At 61.7% G+C, this 17,343-nt stretch carries 16 protein-coding genes; 4 read left to right on the plus strand and 12 right to left on the minus strand.

Annotation, left to right across the window (positions count from 1 at the left end; all coding sequences use genetic code 11):
- Positions 1 to 12: 12 nt before the first annotated feature.
- From EFQ99_RS01795 to EFQ99_RS01805, 3 genes are all read right to left on the minus strand, one after another.
- Positions 13 to 1,944 (minus strand): DUF4384 domain-containing protein, encoded by a 1,932-nt coding sequence (locus EFQ99_RS01795; RefSeq protein WP_126918944.1) that lies wholly within the window; start codon positions 1,942 to 1,944, stop codon positions 13 to 15.
- 214 nt (positions 1,945 to 2,158) lie between these two features.
- Positions 2,159 to 2,536, minus strand: coding sequence for a hypothetical protein (locus EFQ99_RS01800; protein WP_126918945.1), 378 nt, complete (start codon positions 2,534 to 2,536; stop codon positions 2,159 to 2,161).
- A gap of 128 nt (positions 2,537 to 2,664) precedes the next feature.
- On the minus strand, positions 2,665 to 3,255 hold the full coding sequence (locus tag EFQ99_RS01805; protein ID WP_126918946.1) for a hypothetical protein: 591 nt from the start codon (positions 3,253 to 3,255) through the stop codon (positions 2,665 to 2,667).
- A 150-nt stretch (positions 3,256 to 3,405) separates the two neighbouring features.
- Here EFQ99_RS01805 and EFQ99_RS01810 point away from each other — a divergent pair, with 150 nt between their 5' ends.
- The gene (locus EFQ99_RS01810) at positions 3,406 to 5,010 is read left to right on the plus strand and encodes an NHL repeat-containing protein (protein WP_126918947.1); all 1,605 of its coding nucleotides are present in this window, start codon (positions 3,406 to 3,408) and stop codon (positions 5,008 to 5,010) included.
- Positions 5,011 to 5,016: 6 nt separating this feature from the next.
- Here the strand turns inward: EFQ99_RS01810 and EFQ99_RS01815 are convergent, their stop codons facing one another.
- The 5 genes from EFQ99_RS01815 to EFQ99_RS01845 form a co-directional block, all read right to left on the minus strand.
- On the minus strand, positions 5,017 to 6,276 hold the full coding sequence (locus EFQ99_RS01815) for a methyltransferase family protein (RefSeq protein ID WP_126918948.1): 1,260 nt from the start codon (positions 6,274 to 6,276) through the stop codon (positions 5,017 to 5,019).
- Positions 6,277 to 6,293: 17 nt separating this feature from the next.
- Positions 6,294 to 6,608, minus strand: coding sequence for a tail fiber domain-containing protein (locus EFQ99_RS01820; RefSeq protein WP_126918949.1), 315 nt, complete (start codon positions 6,606 to 6,608; stop codon positions 6,294 to 6,296).
- Between the two features lie 411 nt (positions 6,609 to 7,019).
- Positions 7,020 to 9,596, minus strand: coding sequence for a caspase family protein (locus tag EFQ99_RS01835; RefSeq protein WP_126918950.1), 2,577 nt, complete (start codon positions 9,594 to 9,596; stop codon positions 7,020 to 7,022).
- Between the two features lie 245 nt (positions 9,597 to 9,841).
- Complete coding sequence (locus EFQ99_RS01840; RefSeq protein ID WP_126918951.1) at positions 9,842 to 11,119, minus strand: L-fuconate dehydratase; 1,278 nt, start codon at positions 11,117 to 11,119, stop codon at positions 9,842 to 9,844.
- An 80-nt stretch (positions 11,120 to 11,199) separates the two neighbouring features.
- Complete coding sequence (locus tag EFQ99_RS01845; protein WP_126918952.1) at positions 11,200 to 11,934, minus strand: SDR family oxidoreductase; 735 nt, start codon at positions 11,932 to 11,934, stop codon at positions 11,200 to 11,202.
- 403 nt (positions 11,935 to 12,337) lie between these two features.
- Here EFQ99_RS01845 and EFQ99_RS01850 point away from each other — a divergent pair, with 403 nt between their 5' ends.
- From EFQ99_RS01850 to EFQ99_RS01860, 3 genes are all read left to right on the plus strand, one after another.
- The gene (locus EFQ99_RS01850) at positions 12,338 to 13,123 is read left to right on the plus strand and encodes an IclR family transcriptional regulator (RefSeq protein ID WP_126918953.1); all 786 of its coding nucleotides are present in this window, start codon (positions 12,338 to 12,340) and stop codon (positions 13,121 to 13,123) included.
- A gap of 76 nt (positions 13,124 to 13,199) precedes the next feature.
- Entirely contained in the window at positions 13,200 to 14,036 is an 837-nt protein-coding gene (locus EFQ99_RS01855) for an amidohydrolase family protein (RefSeq protein ID WP_126918954.1), read from the plus strand.
- Between the two features lie 254 nt (positions 14,037 to 14,290).
- Positions 14,291 to 14,695, plus strand: coding sequence for a helix-turn-helix domain-containing protein (locus tag EFQ99_RS01860; protein WP_126918955.1), 405 nt, complete (start codon positions 14,291 to 14,293; stop codon positions 14,693 to 14,695).
- Between the two features lie 99 nt (positions 14,696 to 14,794).
- Here EFQ99_RS01860 and EFQ99_RS01865 read toward each other — a convergent pair whose 3' ends face one another.
- The 4 genes from EFQ99_RS01865 to EFQ99_RS34885 form a co-directional block, all read right to left on the minus strand.
- Positions 14,795 to 15,061 (minus strand): hypothetical protein, encoded by a 267-nt coding sequence (locus tag EFQ99_RS01865; RefSeq protein ID WP_008531491.1) that lies wholly within the window; start codon positions 15,059 to 15,061, stop codon positions 14,795 to 14,797.
- A 67-nt stretch (positions 15,062 to 15,128) separates the two neighbouring features.
- Complete coding sequence (locus EFQ99_RS01870) at positions 15,129 to 15,875, minus strand: TfuA-like protein (protein ID WP_126918956.1); 747 nt, start codon at positions 15,873 to 15,875, stop codon at positions 15,129 to 15,131.
- The gene (locus tag EFQ99_RS01875; protein WP_126918957.1) at positions 15,872 to 17,134 is read right to left on the minus strand and encodes a YcaO-like family protein; all 1,263 of its coding nucleotides are present in this window, start codon (positions 17,132 to 17,134) and stop codon (positions 15,872 to 15,874) included. Before EFQ99_RS01875 ends, EFQ99_RS01870 begins: the two co-directional genes overlap by 4 nt.
- A 12-nt stretch (positions 17,135 to 17,146) precedes the next feature.
- Positions 17,147 to 17,290, minus strand: coding sequence for a hypothetical protein (locus tag EFQ99_RS34885; protein WP_164736325.1), 144 nt, complete (start codon positions 17,288 to 17,290; stop codon positions 17,147 to 17,149).
- Between the last annotated feature and the right edge of the window lie 53 nt (positions 17,291 to 17,343).

Below are 17,343 nucleotides of genomic sequence, written 5' to 3' on the forward strand. Positions count from 1 at the left end.
CCCTCGCCCCGGTTATTCGCGGCGCCATTCGACGCGCCGGTTCAGCGCATCGACATCGTCTTCGGTGAGATTTGCGGTTGCCGTCACGTCGACCGGCTCGGAGGCTCCACGGCCTTCGGCATCGATTGTCGCGTCGATGCCGTGGCTCTTCAGGAAATCGGCGACGGCCTGGGCGCGGCGTTCAGAGAGTTTCTGGTTATAGTCGTCACCGCCGCGACGGTCGGTATGGCCGATCAGAATGACGCGGCCGGGCTTCTGCTCTTTCAACGCTTCCAGCAGTTCCTCGGCGGCCTCGGTGCCGATCGAGGTGAAGCTCGATTTATCGAAATCGAAGGTGATCGGCACGGGAATGGAGACCGGCACGATGCCGCGCACATTTTCCGAATAGATGCCGCCGAGCACGCCGCTGCGGTGATCCTTCTCGGCCGGCACGAAGCTGCCTTGCGGGTTGTCGCTCGTCGGGTTGGCGGCAAGGATGCGGGCCTGGGCGGCGCGCTGGATGAGATCGGAAATCGTGTCGGCTGGCGGCGCTTTCGGCGTGCGGGTCTCGTTCTTGATGATCTCGATCGCCTGCTGATAATCGGCGGCGGCATCGGCGAAGCGGCGTGCGGAGAAATAGATCTCGCCGAGCGTGGCGGATGCCTGCCAGAGCACCTGCGGGCTGTCGGCGGCGAGGAGCAGCGGCTCGTAGTCGGCGACCGGCTTGTTGGCCGTCATCATCTCCTGGGCGCTAGCAAGCCTGAGGGCTGCGACGCGGCGCTGGGCATTCACCTGGAACTGCCCGCAATCGGCGCTGACGGCGATCGCATCGGCCTCAGTCGCAGCGGTGGCGATGTCCTTGGCGGCAACGGCGCTGTTCAGCTTGTCGAGAAGGGCGTTGCAAACGGGCGTATCGGCATTGGCCGTCTCGATCACTTCACCTTCGCCGGCGCCGCCCGGCTCGGCCGAGCGGCCGAGGTTTAGCTGCGGCATCTTGATGCTGAAACCGCCGGGCAGCTTGAATTGCGGCATCTTGAGCTGCGGCATCGGCAGTTTCGGCATCTTCATCTGGGGCGACTGGGCCGGCTGCTGATATTGCGTCGGCCGGGTGGATGAGGTGGTGTCGGCGGGGCCGATCAGCTGCAGCTCATCGGCCGCAAGCTCCTGGCCGGGCGCCAGGTTGGTGACGATCTTGTATTTCTTCGGCGGCTGCGACGTCGCCTGCTCGACGGGCTTCGGCGCGGGCTTCTTCGGCTTTTCGATCACCGGTTCCGGCTGCTTGGCGACTTCCTGTTTCACGACAGGCTTCGGCTTCGGAGCGGCCGGAGGTTTCGGCGGAGCAACGGGCGGCTTTGCAGCCTGTTCGACCGGTGCGGGCTTTGCCGCGGGGGCGGCAGCGACGGGAGGGACGGCGGCCAAACTGTCCACCGTCGTCAGCGTCAGCGTCTTGCTGCTGATCTTCGTGCCGAGGCTGCGGGCTTCTTCGAGGCTGCGGGACACGGCGTCCATGCCGCCGTCGATCGAGCGGAACATGCCACTGCCGCTGCCGCCGAGATCGGCGAAAATGTTCAACGGCTTGGAGGAATAGAAGATCTTGATCTGCTCCTGGCCGACCGGGCCGGAGACCTGCAGCCTGGCACCGCTCGCCGGATCCGGAACCTGCACGCGCTTGCCGGCGCTAACGAGAGCGTCGGTCTGGTACTTGTTCGGGAAAAGCTTCACCACCGAGCCGTTCGGCGAGACGTTCAACACCGTGACATAGGCGTTCTCGGTCGACTGGATGAAGAGGCCGACGACTTCGCCGATCGCGTATTTTGCCTCAGCGCGATCGAAGGTGATGCTGACGGGTCCGGTCTGGGCGGGCGCTTCGGTCAATGTGCGCTCGTTCTGCGCCTCGACGACGGGAGCCATCGGAAAAAGCGAGAGGAATGTGGCTGCGGCTAGGATGGCTTTGCGGTTCAGCATTGGAAAACCTCCTGTTCGAACAATCTCACACTGGGCTGAAGATGAGAATAGCACTGACCGGCGAAATTGGGATGGCTTCGCCTGTCTTGCTGAAGGGAGGGTTACAAATTGTTTGGAGCCACGAAGAAACCGCTGTGCAAAGACGTGAGCAAGACTCAACGCTCGGCAATATCCGTCGTCTGATATAGTCCGTTCGACTGCGGGGAGGAGACGGCTAGTTCTTGGGTTTCTGCCCGGCCGATTTCAAAATCGAGATCAGATCGCTCATTCCCTCGGGCGAGGAATTGTAGAGCCAAAGAATATCCGGATTGTCGACCGTGAATTCCTTGCCGAGGCCTGAGCCCATGTCGCGGCCAGGTGAGGTCGTATCCGGCAGCTTGCTTTCGCCTGGCGTCAGCCCCTTGGCGTGTTCGTGTTCGGCGATGATCGCGGCAGCGGCGGCAAAGGCCTTTTCGTCATGTTGGCGGAGTGCGGCAAGCGAGGGATTTCGCTTGGCCAGCGCATCCTCGGCTGGTCCGGAATGAGCAAGCTCAGGCATCTGCAGCGCCAGCAGAAGGCCGATGGACAGAGTTGTGAGCCGGAATTTCGTCATCGTCGTCAGGTCCGTCTTATTGGCGCCGTTGCGCGACAAGCGCCCCGACAATAGGCAGAGGCCGGAGGGAAGGCAACGGCGCTCAGTGCCAATCGATTGGGAGGGTTGAAATCGACTGGCAGCCGATATCAGAGGATCTTCAATTGCTGCAGGCCAAGGCGGAGATTGCGCAGCATCTCGCCGAAGATCTCCTCGATCTTGCCAGTCGACCAGACGACCATGGTGCCGTAGGGCGAGCGGGTGCGCTGCATGAAGCCCGCCGTCTCGAAATCGATCAGCGTTTTGCGGCAGGTCTCGCTCGACATCACCGCGACAAGGAAACGGGCGAGATTGGATTGGTCTATCGCGCCTGATTTATCGGCCCAGTTCTGGATCAGCCGCGGCTTGGTATCCGCGGTGAACATCGAGGCGAGCGCACGATCCTGTGAAAGCCCCAGGCGCTGCAGCTTGGCGGGATCGCGGGTGAGTGAGACCACATAATCATTGTGCAGATCGGCGAAGCGTTCGATATCTTCGGCGGTGTTGATGCCGAAGACCTTCATCGAATAAAGGAACTCGGCCATCAGATAGGTTGGCTCGGAGCGCAGCTGCGCCAGATGCTTCTCATCCGCGCTGGCGGAGGCCGCGCAAACGCGATCGGAGAAGCCTATCCGCGCCGCGCGCACCTGCTCCAGCAGGCTTATGTCGAGCGCCAGTTCGTCGCCGTTCCATTCCAGCATAAGCATTCCCTGCCCGCAAATCTTCGAGACGATGATCTTGTACTATCGCTGGCGCAGATCTCCAAATCGTTTGGAAAGCAACGACTTGCTGACGAGGCGCATCTATCCTACCATTTTAATTGGCTTGGCAGTCTTTTTGAGGTCGAGGCAATGTGTAGTTTCGGGTCGCATATTCTGTTTGCCGCGGCACTTGCGGTCGCCTCGCCAGGTTTTGCCAAAGACACTGTGATGATCGAGCTTCGCGGCGGTGATGGCGCCCGTTCCGTCGGCATCGTTTCGTCAAGCGAGGAAGTGGAGGCATCGGGGCCCGCCGCAATCACCGTCGGCGACGACGGCACGATCTATATCCTCGACCAGAACAACGGCCGCGTGCTTGCCGTCGATGCCGAACGCTCGCAGGCCGATCCCGAGGTTCTGCCGCTGCCCGAAAATGCCGCGCCGGAGGATCTCGCCGTCGTCCATAACGAACTCTACCTCTGGTCGGACGGTGTCGTGCCGCTCGAGCGCTCCACCGATGCCGACGGCCGGTCCCAGACGTTACGCGCTATCGATGGCGGCGATGCTGATGACTACACCCGCTCCGTCTTCGCCTCCATGGGTTCGGTGCCACCGGGTCCGCTGAACAGCATCATCGATGAGATCGGCCGCAGCACCAGCCGGCCCGAGACCCGCCCGCCGGTCGTCCAGTACGTGCCGAGCCGCGGGCTCGGCGATATCGTTGCGGAAGTCTCGGCGACAAACGACAAGGCGGAAATCCTGCTGCGGCGCAGCAGCTCGGAAGAGAATTTTCTGTCTTTGCAGCTGACTTCGGAAGGGCGGATCGGCACTGTCGAACTTCTTGATATCGACACCACGGGCAGGCCCTATGCGCTGGTCGAGCTGGTGCCTGCCGACCAGCCTGATCGTACCGGCATGCTGGTCGTGCGTTTTACGCCTAACGGGGCGATGGACCGCGTCTACGACCTGCCGATCGACCCTGGCACGGTATTCTCCCGGCGCTTCGTGGCGATCGGTCCGCGCGGCGACGTGCTCTACCTCCGCTCGCAGGAGAGCCGCGCGCAGGTGTTGAAGCTCGACGGACGGGAGCCCGGCCGCAAGCTCGCCGTCGCCAAGCCCGCCAAGCCGTTGAATACCGGCAAAACAGGCAAGACGCCGAAGGTCGCGATCGTGCCGAAATCGCGCAGCGACGTCATCGAGCGGGCGATCGGCTTTGAGACGCTGAACTGGCTGGTGACGCCGACCGCCTACGGCGGCGATCCCGGGCCGGGCTGCGCCAACATGAACCGGCTGCGCCGGCCAATCTACCTGATCGGCAAACGCGGGCAAACTGTGAAGGGCGTTCCTTATTGCTGGGGCTGCAAGACGCCGCTGGAAGATTTCGTCGAGGGCGTGGAAAAAGGCCAGACCGCCGGCAACGTCTGCACCAAGAGCTTGCCGCAATCCAACATCCTCGGCGTCGACTGCTCCGGCTTCGTCAGCGATGCCTGGGGTCTGAAGATGCATGTATCGACCCGCGCCATTCCCGGCATCGCCAAGCGGCTCTCCGACCCCTGGTCGATGCAGCCGGGCGACGCGCTGAACAAGCCGGGCTCGCATGTCCTGCTCTTCATGCGCTTCACCGATGACCGCAAGGTGGAAGTGATGGAAGCCTCGCCTAACGCCTGCAAAGGCCGCGTCTGCCGCAACACCTATTCGCTCGGCAGCCTGTTGATGCGCGGCTACCAGCCGGTGCGCTTCAAGGGGCTCAACGGATAAGCGACTTCACGCCGCGGGACGCGACGCCAGCCGCCGTTTGGCCATCGCCAGAAGCCCCTTGTTGGCGACGTTCGCGGCATAATCCCGGTAGGCGGGATCTTTACTGAGCATGCGCTCCTCCGCGCGTGCGCGCAGGAAGTAAATAAGACTGACGATCGCGAGCATGCCGGCCCGGGCAAGTCCCTCCGCGAGGCCGCTGGCAATGAAGCTCGGGAGCGCAAACAGCCACCAGGCGAAGTTCTTCGAGACGTAGGCCGGATGTTTGATGAAGCGATAGGGGCCTGATGTGATAATGCCGCGATGGGTCAAGTTTGAAAATCGTGGCCCGAAGGCGACGGTCGCCCAAAGATAGACTCCGGTGCAGAACAGCGTCGCGATGCTCCAGAGGAAGAAGATTGCCGACCCCTCCGGGATCACGGTCTCCCAGCCCGGCCCGTCGCCATAAGGTACGAAAGCGTGCGAGATCGCAGGAAAGAACGGCTCGTAACAGATGAGACAGACGAGCCAGCCAAGCGCCGTCGTCTCCGTTGCCCTGACATGCCATCCGAAAAGCTTGAAAGTGGCTATATAGCCTCCGGCTGCAAGCACGGTATCGACAAGAAAGACAAGCCGTAACAGGCCTTCGAACCAGGCGGCCGAGAGCGGCGGAAACGCCCATGCCGGCTTATCGACGAGATCGGCAAGGCTCGCCATTCCGCCCGAGAACATCAGGACGAGAAAGAAGCATTTGATCGCGAGCAGGCGCAATGCGAACAGCACGTCCTCTTCGCGAAAATCCTGCATCAGCACCGCGCGGCCGACCTGATTGAGATAGTCGTCAGGCTGCTCGGCGATCAGATCGGTGACCGCGACGTAGAGGATGGTGGCAATCGCAAGCACGATGGAAATGGGAATGGTCGCATGACTGGCTTCGATAAACCACTGAACCGCCGACGACTGCGTGAAAAACGGAAAGACCGAACAGACGATGACGACCGCGCCAAGGAGTGCGGCGAGGCCGACGAGCTTCGTTCCGATGCGACGCCAAAAGGCGGCTGAAACCTCGTTCCGTCTGTTTCGGAATAGCCAAGTGCGACGCATGGCCGGTATGCCGTCGACGGCAATCCACGCAAGAAGAAGGCAGAACACAGCGAGTGCCATCGCCTTGCCCGGCTCAAGCTGCAGATAGGCCGGTAGCGCGATGCCGACGATGCCTCCGAGAAGGGTCGCAGCTTGAATGGCGAGAGGGCTTCCCATGAGGGTATCCCTGTCCTGCGTAGGTGGCACGCGCCCGCCTTCCTCGATCAGCTTGTCCGCTGGACGACAAGCTGCGGGTGGGGGACCGAAGAGCGCATCCGCCCTGACTCTACCGCAAGCGCTACTGCTGCTTCAGGCGTCAGAAAGGATCCATCCTTCGGCAGCGAGATCATCGCAATGTCGAGCTTGTCATAGTCGACCATATAGTAGCCCGATCCGGTATTGATGACAGCTTCAGGCCTGATTGCCAGCAAATCCTGCGCCATCGTGCCAACGAATACCGGTCCGCCCCAGATGTAGCGGAAGGCGTAAACCGGTATGCCCTGAGCCGAAGTGCCGAGCCGGCGGATATCGGTCTTCAAGCGGCGATCGGACCATGAGCCGCCACTCGAGCTCGATGAGCTGCTTGAACTCGATGAACTGCTTGAGCTGGAGGAGCCGCTTGAGCTGGAGGAACTGCTCGAACCCGAAGAGCCACTGGAACCAGAGCCGCCGCCCATGCCGCCGCCCGAGTTGGAATTCCCACCGGTGCCGTTGTCAGAGCGGGCGAAAGCCGGTTGACTGCTCTTTGCGGCCACTTTTCTAACAGCGGGTGTGGTTTTCTCGGTAGGTGTGGCGTTCCTGGCTGGCTCTTCACTGGAGAACAATGTCCTGGCGCCGGGATCGATGATGCAACTCTGTAGGATTGCGCCTGCGCCGGCAAGGAAGGTCGAGCATAGAAGAGCACGGATGATGAGCTTTTTGGTCATGTAGGGCGCCCCCGGATCGCCGTTTCAGAACAGATCGTACCTCGGATTTCGCTTGACCCATGTCGCCTTGGCGAGCTTGACGACCCTGTCATCAGGCGACTTGGATTTGGGAATTGCCTTTAGGTCTTCAGCGGTCAGCTCGGAGGCAAAACTTTCTTCCGCCTGCTTCTTTGCGGCGGCGGGCAGCCTCTTGAGTTCCGTCAGCGCCTGATTTTTCGGATCACCGCTGCCCGGCATGTTGATTGCGGCCGCCAGCGCGAAATAACGAGCCGCGGTTGCAAGGCTGTCGGCATCCGTGCCTTCCTTCGCCAGAATGGCGCGGTCGAGCGCACCCCAGTAGTCGCCGCGCTCCGCGCCCATCTCCAGCCACTTCACCGCTTCGGTCTTGTCCGCGGTAACGCCGACGCCGTCGCGGTACATGCGTCCGAGATTTGTCGGAGCATAAGGCTGGCCACCTTCCGCCGCCCGCGTGAAGAGATCGATTGCTTTTGGAAGATCCTGCGGCGCGCCTTTTCCCAGGCGATAGACGAGGGCGAGGTTGTTGAGGGAATAAATGTCGTTACGCTCGACGCCGGCCTCGTAGAAACGAATGCCGCGATCCGGATCGGCGGGAACGTTGACACCGTTGAGGAAGATATAGCCGAGTTCGTTCATCGCATAGGTATGCCCGAGATCGGCGGCTTTCAGCATCAAACGCAATCCCTCCTGCTGGTCGGCCTTGGTGCCGCGACCGTAATAGAGGGCCTTGCCGTAGCTGAGCAAAGCAAAGGGGTCACCCTTGGCTGCGCCACCCTTGGCGATCTGGCTTGCCTTGGCCGCATCGCGCGGAACAGAGGCGCCGAATTCATAGAGGCTCGCCAGCTCGTAGATCGCCCGCACATGCCCGGCATCCATCGCCTTCTTGATCGTCGCAAAAGCCGTCTTCGTGTCACGGTTGGCAAGCTGGGCGCGGCCGAGCTGGTAGACGAAGCGCGCGATCTCCGGATAGGTCTTCATCGCCTCCGTGCAAGCCGGCAGCGCAACGTTCGGGTCGATTTCGTTCGGCAGTTTGCCTGATGTCACGCCCTGCAGATCGAGAGGGGCTGCGGCTGCGGTATCGCAGGCGTCAAGCGTCGGTTTGAAAGTGACAGTTGCGGGCGCCAGATCATCGTTGGCGGCCTGCAGCGTCACGGCGAAGCTTTGGTTTTCCGTGCCGATTTGCGGTTCATAGGAAAGGGCCGGAATATCGGCTGCCTCAAGCACATGGCCGAGCCCGATCACCCGGTCTCCGGCGCGCAACGTGCCCTTGTCAGGCAGGGCCGCGATCTTGAAGGTCATTTCCGCGGTCGACGCCGGAACGACGGGCAGGCCGGCCTTGATGGGGCCGACGCCGATCGTTGCGTCGATGTCGCGCGGCAGTTCCTTCAGATAGGCGCCGGCATCGGCGAGCCGTACCTGCTTTTCCTGCTCGAGCTGGGCGAGCTTGGCGCCGGCATCGGCCGAGACGGTGATCGCGACCACACCCTGCGTCGCCTGGCCGTATGGGTCGCTGACGGTGTAGCCAATCAGGCCGATGGTACCGGCGGCAACGCCTGATGAATCATAGGTGAGCGCCGTCAGTGCTGCGGCGGGGAACTTTGCGCCCTGCTCGATCGGCTTGCCGTCGAAGGTAAGCTTGCCGGTCTGGGGGAGTTGATTGATCGTGACGACGAGGGCCGAGCCGGTCTCGTCATGCGGCGGGGCGATCGGCAGCTTCGTGGCGGCGGCTCCCTCCGGCACGCTCGCCTGCTGCATCGGCTCGACACTCGGCGGCGGCGGCGCCGGAATGAAATAGAAGCTGTCCATCAGTGAGGAATTTTCCCAGGGAACCTGCTTGCCGTCGGTCATGGCGATCACGTCACGACGCACATCGGTCAGGACTTGGCGGATCTCCTTGTTGGGCTCGCTGGCGCGCTTGATGAAGGATTCGGAATAGGGGCTCAGCGCCCCGGTGCCGTCGAGCGCCACCTGGCCGGGTTCTGTCGAAAAGGCGATCAGGCTGCCGAGATCGCTGTCGATGCGGGCAAGCCCGCGCGTGGCCCCGACCGGTTCCAGCTTTTCCGCCATCCAGAATTTCTGCGCGTTGAAGGGATTGTTGCGGCAGGCGTCGAGGAAGATCAGCTGCACGCGCGAATTCTGCTTGAGATGGTTCAGGATCAGGTCGAGCGGCATGGTCTGCGTCTCGACGTCATAGGGCGTCTCCAGCGTCGCATCGACCGGCACGATGAAATTCTGCCCGCCCACCTGGATGCCATGGCCCGAGTAATAAATCAGGCCGGCCTCGGCATTGTTGGTCGAACGCAGGAAGCGGCGCACGGTATCTTCGAGCCCGATGCGGTCGACATTGATGCCGATCGTCACGTCAAAACCGGCCGCGCGCAGCGTGTTGGCGACCTCTTCGACATCATTGGCGGGATTGGGAAGCGAGGGCAGCGTCTTGTAGACCGAATTGCCGATGACGAGGGCAACGCGGCGTCCGCTCTCCCCAGTCACGGCGGCATAGGCCGTGCCGATCGACAGCAGTATTGCTGCGACGATCAGCAGATAAGCATACAGTCTCCTGACGTCGTGAAACCTGGGCATGGCTGGATCGCAAACATTCTATTGTTTCTGTTCAATAAAATTTGCTGGCCTGCTGGTGCTTGGCCCCCTCCGCATTCACGTTTCAAAAATATTCCTCGGCGGTCTAAAAAGCAAGCTTCGCCGCCTCCAACAGAATTGGAGCGGCTCTGCCAGATTGGAAGCTCCGCCGCAGGCAGGAAAGACTGTAGAAGTCCGAAAATCTTCCTGCGGCCTTCGTCGGATACGTCAGCTGAGATGACGTTTCTTTAGCCTCGAAACGTATAGTTGCTGATCGAGGCCGGTTTCATCTCGATGGAGAAGCCCGGCAGGCTTGGCGGCATGTAGGCTGCATTCTCGATCCGGCAGGGGTCGAGGAAGTGTTCGTGCAGATGATCGACATATTCAATGACGCGGCCGTCCTTGGTGCCTGAGACGGCGATATAGTCGATCATCGACAGGTGCTGTACATATTCGCAGAGACCGACGCCGCCGGCATGCGGCCAGACCGGCCGGCCGAATTTAGCGGCGATCAGCAGCACGGCGAGCACTTCGTTCAGTCCACCCATGCGGCAGGAATCGATCTGCACGATATCGATCGCGCCTTCGGCGATGAACTGCTTGAACATGATGCGGTTCTGGCACATCTCGCCGGTCGCGACCTTCACCGGCGCAATTGCCTGGCGGATCTTGCGGTGACCGGCGACATCGTCGGGGCTTGTGGGCTCCTCGATGAAGAAGGGCTTGGCAAAGGAGAGCGCCTTGACCCAGTCGATCGCCTGGCCGACATCCCAGACCTGGTTGGCGTCGATCATCAGGTAGCGGTCGGGACCGATCACCTCGCGGGCAATCCGGAGACGGCGGATGTCGTCTTCCAGGTCGCGGCCGACCTTCATCTTGATATGGTCGAAGCCGGCGTCGATCGCTTCCTGGCAGAGGCGGCGCAGCTTTTCGTCACCATAGCCGAGCCAACCGGCCGAGGTCGTGTAGCAGGCGTAGCCTTCTTTTTCGAGGGTGGCGATGCGTTCCGTCTTGCCCGCCTCGGCGCGCTTCAGAATCTCGATCGCCTCATCGCGCGTCAGCACGTCTGTGAGATAGCGGTAGTCGACGATATCGGCGATTTCTTCCGGCGACATCTCGGCGACCAGCCGCCAGACCGGCTTGCCGGCCTGTTTGGCAAGCAGATCCCAGACGGCATTGACGACCGCGCCTGTCGCGAGATGAATGGCGCCTTTCTCCGGGCCGATCCAGCGCAATTGGCTATCGCTCGTCAGGTGTCGCCAGAACTTGCCGGGATGGGCGAGAACCTCGGCGAGATCGGCGCCGACGACGAGATGGCGCATCGCTTCGATCGCCATGCAGCAAATGTCGTTGCCGCGGCCGATCGTAAAGGTCAGGCCGTGGCCGGCAAGATCAGGGGCATCCGTATCGAGGATGACATAGGCGGCCGAATAATCCGGATCGGGGTTCATGGCATCGGATCCGTCCAGGCTTTGCGACGTGGGAAAGCGGAGGTCGAAGACGCGGAGATCGGTAATGCGGGTCATGGTGTTTTCTCCGTTAACGGGGCCGATGGGATGCGGAGCCGGATCGGCCGGCGGGGCGCCGGCCGCATCTGCGGATGAGGTCAGATTGTCCAGCCGCCGTCGATGGCGATCGCCTGACCCGACGTGTAGGTCGCGCCGGCGAGATAGACGGCGAGATCGGCGATCTCCTCAGGCGAGCCGAGCCGACCCATCGGCTGGCGGGCGATGAAGGCGGCGCGCGCCGCATCATAATCGCCTTGCGCGCGCATGCGGTCCTGCAGTGATGGGCTTTCCACCGTGCCGGGGCAGATGGCGTTGCAGCGGACGCCTTGAGCAACGTAGTCGGCGGCGACGGCTTTGGTCAGCCCGATGACGGCGGCCTTGGTGACGCCATAGGCGAAGCGGTTTGGCACGCCCTTGATGCTGGAGGCAACGGAGGCCATGTTGATGATAGCCCCGTCCTTGCGTTCGAGCATGCCGGGCAGCACTGCGCGGATCGTGCGGATCATCGCCTTGACGTTGAGATCGAAGGCGAATTCGAGATCGGAATCCTTCATCTCGAGGATCGAACCCGCATGGACGAAACCGGCGCAGTTGAACAGCACGTCGACGGCGCCGATCTCGGCGACGAGGGCCGTGACCGCATCCCCGTCGAGCACGTTCAGCTTATGGGTGGAAACGCCGGTTTCCGCGGCAAGGGTGGCGAGCGCATCCGTATTGATGTCGGTCGCGTGGACCTTGGCGCCGACCGCGGCAAAGGCTATCGCCGTCGCTCGGCCGATGCCCTGACCGGCGGCGGTGATGAGAACGGTCTTGCCGGAAAGTCTGTTTGTCATGTCACGGGCCTTTTCTTCATTTGTCCACGCTGGGCGATGGTGTGCGGCTGTGTCTCAGGCGAAGGCTCAGTCATGAAGCTCGCCTGTCGTCATCTGTCACTAGCTTTCTTTTGCGCGCTTCGACCGGGTTCTGGCAAGATGTGCGGAGCGCGCCGGCTTGCTTCCGGGCCGGCTGTACGCCCCGATGGTCACTTCCATGCGTTGCACCGTCTTCCTCCCGCGCCCGGCTGCTGGCGACTCGCGCCGTTCGGACGTCGTCCGGCTTTCGCCTTCGCTGCATGTCTTCAGCTATGATTTGTCTGTTTATAGACAAACAGACGATTAGCCAAGGGTCAAGTGTGAAGTTTTCCTTTTCCGGCTGCGGTTCTGCGTATATGCAAGACGATATTCACAGGAGGAAGGAATGGAGACCGACGAGTCCGACCGCTACCGCGCTCCCGCCCTCGACAAGGGGCTGGATATTCTGGAGCTGTTGGCCGGCGTCGACAGCGGCCTCACCCAGGCGGAGATCGCCAAGCGGCTCGACCGCAGCCCCAATGAATTCTACCGCATGCTCGACCGTCTGGTGCGCCGTGGCTACGTGACCCGGCTGGATGGCGACCGTTACTCGCTGACGTTGAAACTCTTCGGTCTCGCCCAGCTGCACGCGCCGGTGCGCCGGCTTGCCTCCTATGCTACGCCGCTGATGCGCGATCTCGCCCAGCGCACGCGACAGGCCAATCACCTCGCCGTCTTCGACCGCGGTGCAGCTGTTGTCATCGCCCAGCAGGAGGCGCCGGATTACTGGGGATTTTCGATCCGCGTCGGCGCTCATATCAGCCTCTTCAACACGGGTTCGGGCCATGTGCTGCTCGCCTTCCGCAGCGAGGAGGAGCGGGAGATGATGATTTCGGAACATGTGCGCAGCCGCGCCGATATCGAACTCGGCGCCGAATTCTACGACCGCCTCGATCAGATTCGCGAGCGTGGCTACGAGATGATGGCGAGCGTCCAGACATCGGGCGTCTACAATCTTTCCGCTCCCGTTCTCGGGCCGGATCGGCGCTGCATCGCCGCTCTCACCTGCCCCTTCATTGCTCTCGTGAATGCGCCTTCGGCACCCGATATCAGCCAGACGATCCTGCTGGTGCAGAAGACCGCCGCTCAGCTTTCGCTGCTGGCCGGCGCCGACGTCGCCAACCCCGCTTGAGGGGTGAGAATTTCTATTTGAACAATACATTCACCAAAGTTAGGTTGCCGGAAAGCCATCGCCGGAGGAAATAAGCGTGCTCATCGATACCCATCTGCATATCATCGACCGGTTGGCGCTGCGTTATCCCTGGCTTTCGGGCGAGCCTGACCTCGATCACGATTTCCTCTACGAGACCTATGCGGCCGAGGCCCGACGCTGCGGCATCACGACGGTGCTGCACATGGAAGTCGACGTCGATCCTGCCGCCATGCAGGCCGAGACCGACCATGTCGCCGGCATTGCTAAAAGGGAAGGCAGCCTGATTGCCGGCGCCATCGTTTCCTGCCGGCCGGAAGAGGAAGGCTTTGCCGCCTACCTCGAGCGGCAAAAGGCCGATCCTTTCGTCAAGGGGTTCCGCCGCGTGCTGCATGTCGTGCCCGACGACGTGTCCGAAGGCGCGCTGTTCCGCGAAAACATCAGGCGGATCGGCGGCAGCGGCCTGACCTTCGACCTCTGCACGCTGCCGCATCAGGCCGGCCGCGTGACCGCCCTCGTCGATCTCGCCCCGGATGTGCAGTTCGTTCTCGACCATTGTGGCGTGCCCGATATCCGCTCGGACGCCTTCGAGCCCTGGAAGGCCGGTGTCGCGGAGATTGCCCGGCGGCCGAACGTGATCTGCAAGATCTCGGGCGTCGTCGCTTATGCCGATGCCGAGACATGGACAGCTGAGACGCTGAGGCCCTATATCGAACACGTGATCGCAAGTTTCGGCTGGGATCGTGTCGTCTGGGGCAGCGACTGGCCGGTCTGCACGCGAGGCGGCGGGCTTTCCACCTGGGTGGCCGCCACCCATGCCGTGCTTTCCTCCAGCAGCGAGGCGGAGCGGTCCAAGCTGCTATACGCCAATGCGCAGCGCCTCTGGTCGCTCTGATCCGTTTTGCACAATCCTGAAGGGACGCCGCACAATTTTGCGCGAACGCTACGATGTCGCGAAAAACGTGATGTACCTTGTAAAAGTGCTACTTTGGCATGTTTTTTGCTGGTGTATGAATGAAGCGACGCGATGTTTCGGTTTGAGACGACTTACAACCAAGCAATTGCTAGCTTTATTCATCTCGGGTAAAAGTTGTTAGGCAGGGATATGACGAATAACCACATGTCCACTGTCCTCAGGAGGGAAAATAAATGAAAGAAGAACCGCACTCAGTGGATGTTCACGTGGGCAAGACCATCCGTATACAACGTCTGCTGAGGAAAGTTTCCCAGACGGAATTGGGAGATCGTGTCGGCGTAACGTTCCAGCAGATCCAGAAATATGAAAAGGGCTCCAACCGCGTTTCTGCCAGCATGCTGGTTGAAATCGCAGGCGCGCTGAAGGTCGACGTCAGGACGTTTTTTGACGATCTGTCGACGCCCGATACGGCCAACGACAACCCCGCTCCGAGCGAGGAATTCGTAATTTCGCGTGAAGGCGTCCTTCTCAATGCTGCGTTCTTCTCGATCAAGAACGAAGCTCTTCGCAAGAAGATCCTGAAGCTCGTCCAGGCGATCGCCCACACCGAACAGTTGGAAGCTGACGCGGCCGAATAACCGGTTGTCCGTCACGCTATCCCAGCGGACCGCATGAGGATTAACAGCGATCGATCGGATCAATACCAATCGATCGGGATCAATGGTGATTGATCGCAATCAATGGCGATCAATCAGGATCAGATTCTCGCTGGCATCCTTCATTGCGATCTTGGCCTTGCTGCCGAGCAACTTCTCGAGATTGACGTCTAGTTCCCTGTCGGGATCTATGCCGTCCCAATCGATGACGACCTGCAGCAGCGCCATGTTCGTCAGGTGCATCAGATTACGCAGCTGAAGCTTTTCAGCCTCCTCCTTGGCTGCCGACAGCAGCCGGAAGATCCTTGCGTATTCACTGCCTGTACCTTCGGCATGTTGTTCAAACATCGTTCCCGCCCTTTGTGGTCGTGAAACCCTACGATTCCATCACTAGTGCATCTTCCCGCTGCGACCGTTATTCTACCGTTACAGGAGTCACGCTGCGCGTGACTTCGGCGTGCAGAAGCTCCCAGTGGGAGGTCGCGGCAAAGGCCCAGTCACGGTTGACGGGAACGAATTCGTCCCGGCGCAGCCACTCCAGCACCAGCCGCGCGTCGTTGCGCTTGCGCTCGACCCGGTGCGTTCGGATGGCTGCGAGGATATGGTCGCGGCGCGGTTTGCGGGCGAAGTGGCACTCGTCGACCACCTTCGCATAGGTGCGCTCCGAAAAATGCAGGAAGCGGCCGGCAAGCAGCAGCTTCTTGCGCTCGCCGGGCGAAATCTCGCCAGCGGCGTGAAGCGCATCGATCGTCGGTTCGAAATCGACCCAGGGCACGGAAAGCGGCAGCCAGCCGAGTTCCTGCGGCGCATGCACCAGCGCGACCGCCTCGTCGTCAATGAGCCGACCGGCCTCGTAATCCTCGAAGATAGAGCCGAGGCCGACCATGCCGAAGGGAGAGCATTCCGCTGCTCGCAGCGCCCCCATGCTGGCGCCGCCGGCAACCGCGACATCGCGTTCGAGGGCGTAGAGGATTTCCTTGTGCCAGACCGAAGGTAGGTCGCCGAAATAGCCGTCGACGAGGCCGATCGCCGTGGCGCCATCTTCAACCGCCTTCAGGATGTCGCCGCAGGCGGCCGGTGGCCGGAAGTCGATGCGAGGAGACATCGTTCTTGCCGCGGCGAGATCGCTGCCAAGGCTCGGACCAACGAACACCACCTTCATGATTGGGCTCCTCTCAAGGTGTTGACCGCACGCATGCCGAGCTGGATGTACTGGCCCGAAATATCGACTTCCAGGCCGGGCACGATCACCCTGACCACCGAGACCGGCAGAGTGCGATGCGCAAACGGCACGACGACGATCTGCTCGATGCCGGTCGCCGTCAGTCGTTCGGCAATATGGCGGATGGAGTCCTGGATCGTCGCCGGGCGGCGATGATGGGCCTGGAACGCGCGCATCCGGCCGTCGCCCTCACAGAGTTCGACCACTTCTTGCATCGCTGCACTCCGGTCGAGCCTTTGATAGACGCGCGGTGAGAAATCGTCGCGGCTGCCGGCAATCGCGGTCAGCCGGCTCTGCGCCGCTTCGGTGATGGCGCGCAGCGCGGCGCGCACAGGATCGGGATGGCAGCCACAGCCGCCACAGACATGCGACCAGCGCGCATCGACGCGATCGGAAAGATTGCCGGGCATGATGACGGCCAGGAAAACGGGAACGCCGATATCGGTCGTCATGTCGAGCAGCAGCAGCCGCATGCCGGCGCGGGCGATCCGATCGGTCATAATGTCGATGACCGCATCGTCGAAGGAGGCTGGGTCGATGCGGCATTCCTTCAGGCGTTCCGGCGATTTGAGCTGGGTCAAGGCCCAGGCGTCGCGCTCCACCAGTTCGCAAAGTCCATGCAGCGCCGCTTCGGAGGGCGTGTTGCCGGAGGCAAGCCCGTCGCTCGACTGCTCGAAGCCCGGCGGCCTCTCGCCGCGATGGTCGAGACCGACGAGCCACCAGGGCACGAAAACGCTGTTGCCGGAAAGGATATCGAGGCCAGAGCACCAGGGAATGGGGCGATTGCCGATCTCGTCGGGTGCGCAGCGCGCGACGTTGTCGAGATCGATCATTGCGGCACGCTCGGCCCGCATGCTCTCGACCGTCGCCTGCGTCAGGTCGGCCGGCGGGATTTCCGCAATCCGCGTCTCGATTGCCTCCATCGCCGCCGAGGCCATGGCGGCGTCATTGTCGATGCCCTTGCCTTGGAAGACCGAAAGCGTATGGCTGTTCGGCCGCGTTGCGAAGGCGACGGGGATGTTCAGGACGTCGAGCGCGGTCAGGAGGCCGACGCGTGTTATGCCGAATTCGCGCAGGTGCGGCCTGATCGCCGCAAGCGTCTGGGCCGGCGTGACCGCACGGTCGTGATATTCGCTGACACCGGCCGATGATCGTTCAAGGTCACCGGCAAGCGTTTCAAGGTCGGTGAAAGCGGACATGCCGATAGGTCCTTAGCGGAACCTCAGCGCATGCGTCAGGCTCTCGAGCGCGTTGGCGGAAACGTTAAGTTCGTCCTGTTTCATGGCTGCTTTGGCAGCTGCAGAGAAGCGCAGCGACTGTGTCTGAACTGTGGTGGCTTCAGCATTCGTCTTCATGTTCCATCTCCGATTGGCTGGGGCAGCGCCTTGCTGCCGTTAACCATCGGAGG

It is taken from the genome of Rhizobium vallis (assembly GCF_003985155.1).
In the GTDB taxonomy this organism is placed as follows: Bacteria; Pseudomonadota; Alphaproteobacteria; order Rhizobiales; family Rhizobiaceae; genus Rhizobium; species Rhizobium vallis.

Bases quoted from the DNA above. Each gene is read 5' to 3' on its own strand.
- EFQ99_RS01795 (WP_126918944.1), bottom strand. From the start codon at position 1,944: ATGCTGAACCGCAAAGCCATCCTAGCCGCAGCCACATTCCTCTCGCTT.
- EFQ99_RS01800 (WP_126918945.1), bottom strand. From the start codon at position 2,536: ATGACGAAATTCCGGCTCACAACTCTGTCCATCGGCCTTCTGCTGGCG.
- EFQ99_RS01805 (WP_126918946.1), bottom strand. From the start codon at position 3,255: ATGCTGGAATGGAACGGCGACGAACTGGCGCTCGACATAAGCCTGCTG.
- EFQ99_RS01810 (WP_126918947.1), top strand. From the start codon at position 3,406: ATGTGTAGTTTCGGGTCGCATATTCTGTTTGCCGCGGCACTTGCGGTC.
- EFQ99_RS01835 (WP_126918950.1), bottom strand. From the start codon at position 9,596: ATGCCCAGGTTTCACGACGTCAGGAGACTGTATGCTTATCTGCTGATC.
- EFQ99_RS01840 (WP_126918951.1), bottom strand. From the start codon at position 11,119: ATGACCCGCATTACCGATCTCCGCGTCTTCGACCTCCGCTTTCCCACG.
- EFQ99_RS01845 (WP_126918952.1), bottom strand. From the start codon at position 11,934: ATGACAAACAGACTTTCCGGCAAGACCGTTCTCATCACCGCCGCCGGT.
- EFQ99_RS01850 (WP_126918953.1), top strand. From the start codon at position 12,338: ATGGAGACCGACGAGTCCGACCGCTACCGCGCTCCCGCCCTCGACAAG.
- EFQ99_RS01860 (WP_126918955.1), top strand. From the start codon at position 14,291: ATGAAAGAAGAACCGCACTCAGTGGATGTTCACGTGGGCAAGACCATC.
- EFQ99_RS01865 (WP_008531491.1), bottom strand. From the start codon at position 15,061: ATGTTTGAACAACATGCCGAAGGTACAGGCAGTGAATACGCAAGGATC.
- EFQ99_RS01870 (WP_126918956.1), bottom strand. From the start codon at position 15,875: ATGAAGGTGGTGTTCGTTGGTCCGAGCCTTGGCAGCGATCTCGCCGCG.
- EFQ99_RS01875 (WP_126918957.1), bottom strand. From the start codon at position 17,134: ATGTCCGCTTTCACCGACCTTGAAACGCTTGCCGGTGACCTTGAACGA.
- EFQ99_RS34885 (WP_164736325.1), bottom strand. From the start codon at position 17,290: ATGAAGACGAATGCTGAAGCCACCACAGTTCAGACACAGTCGCTGCGC.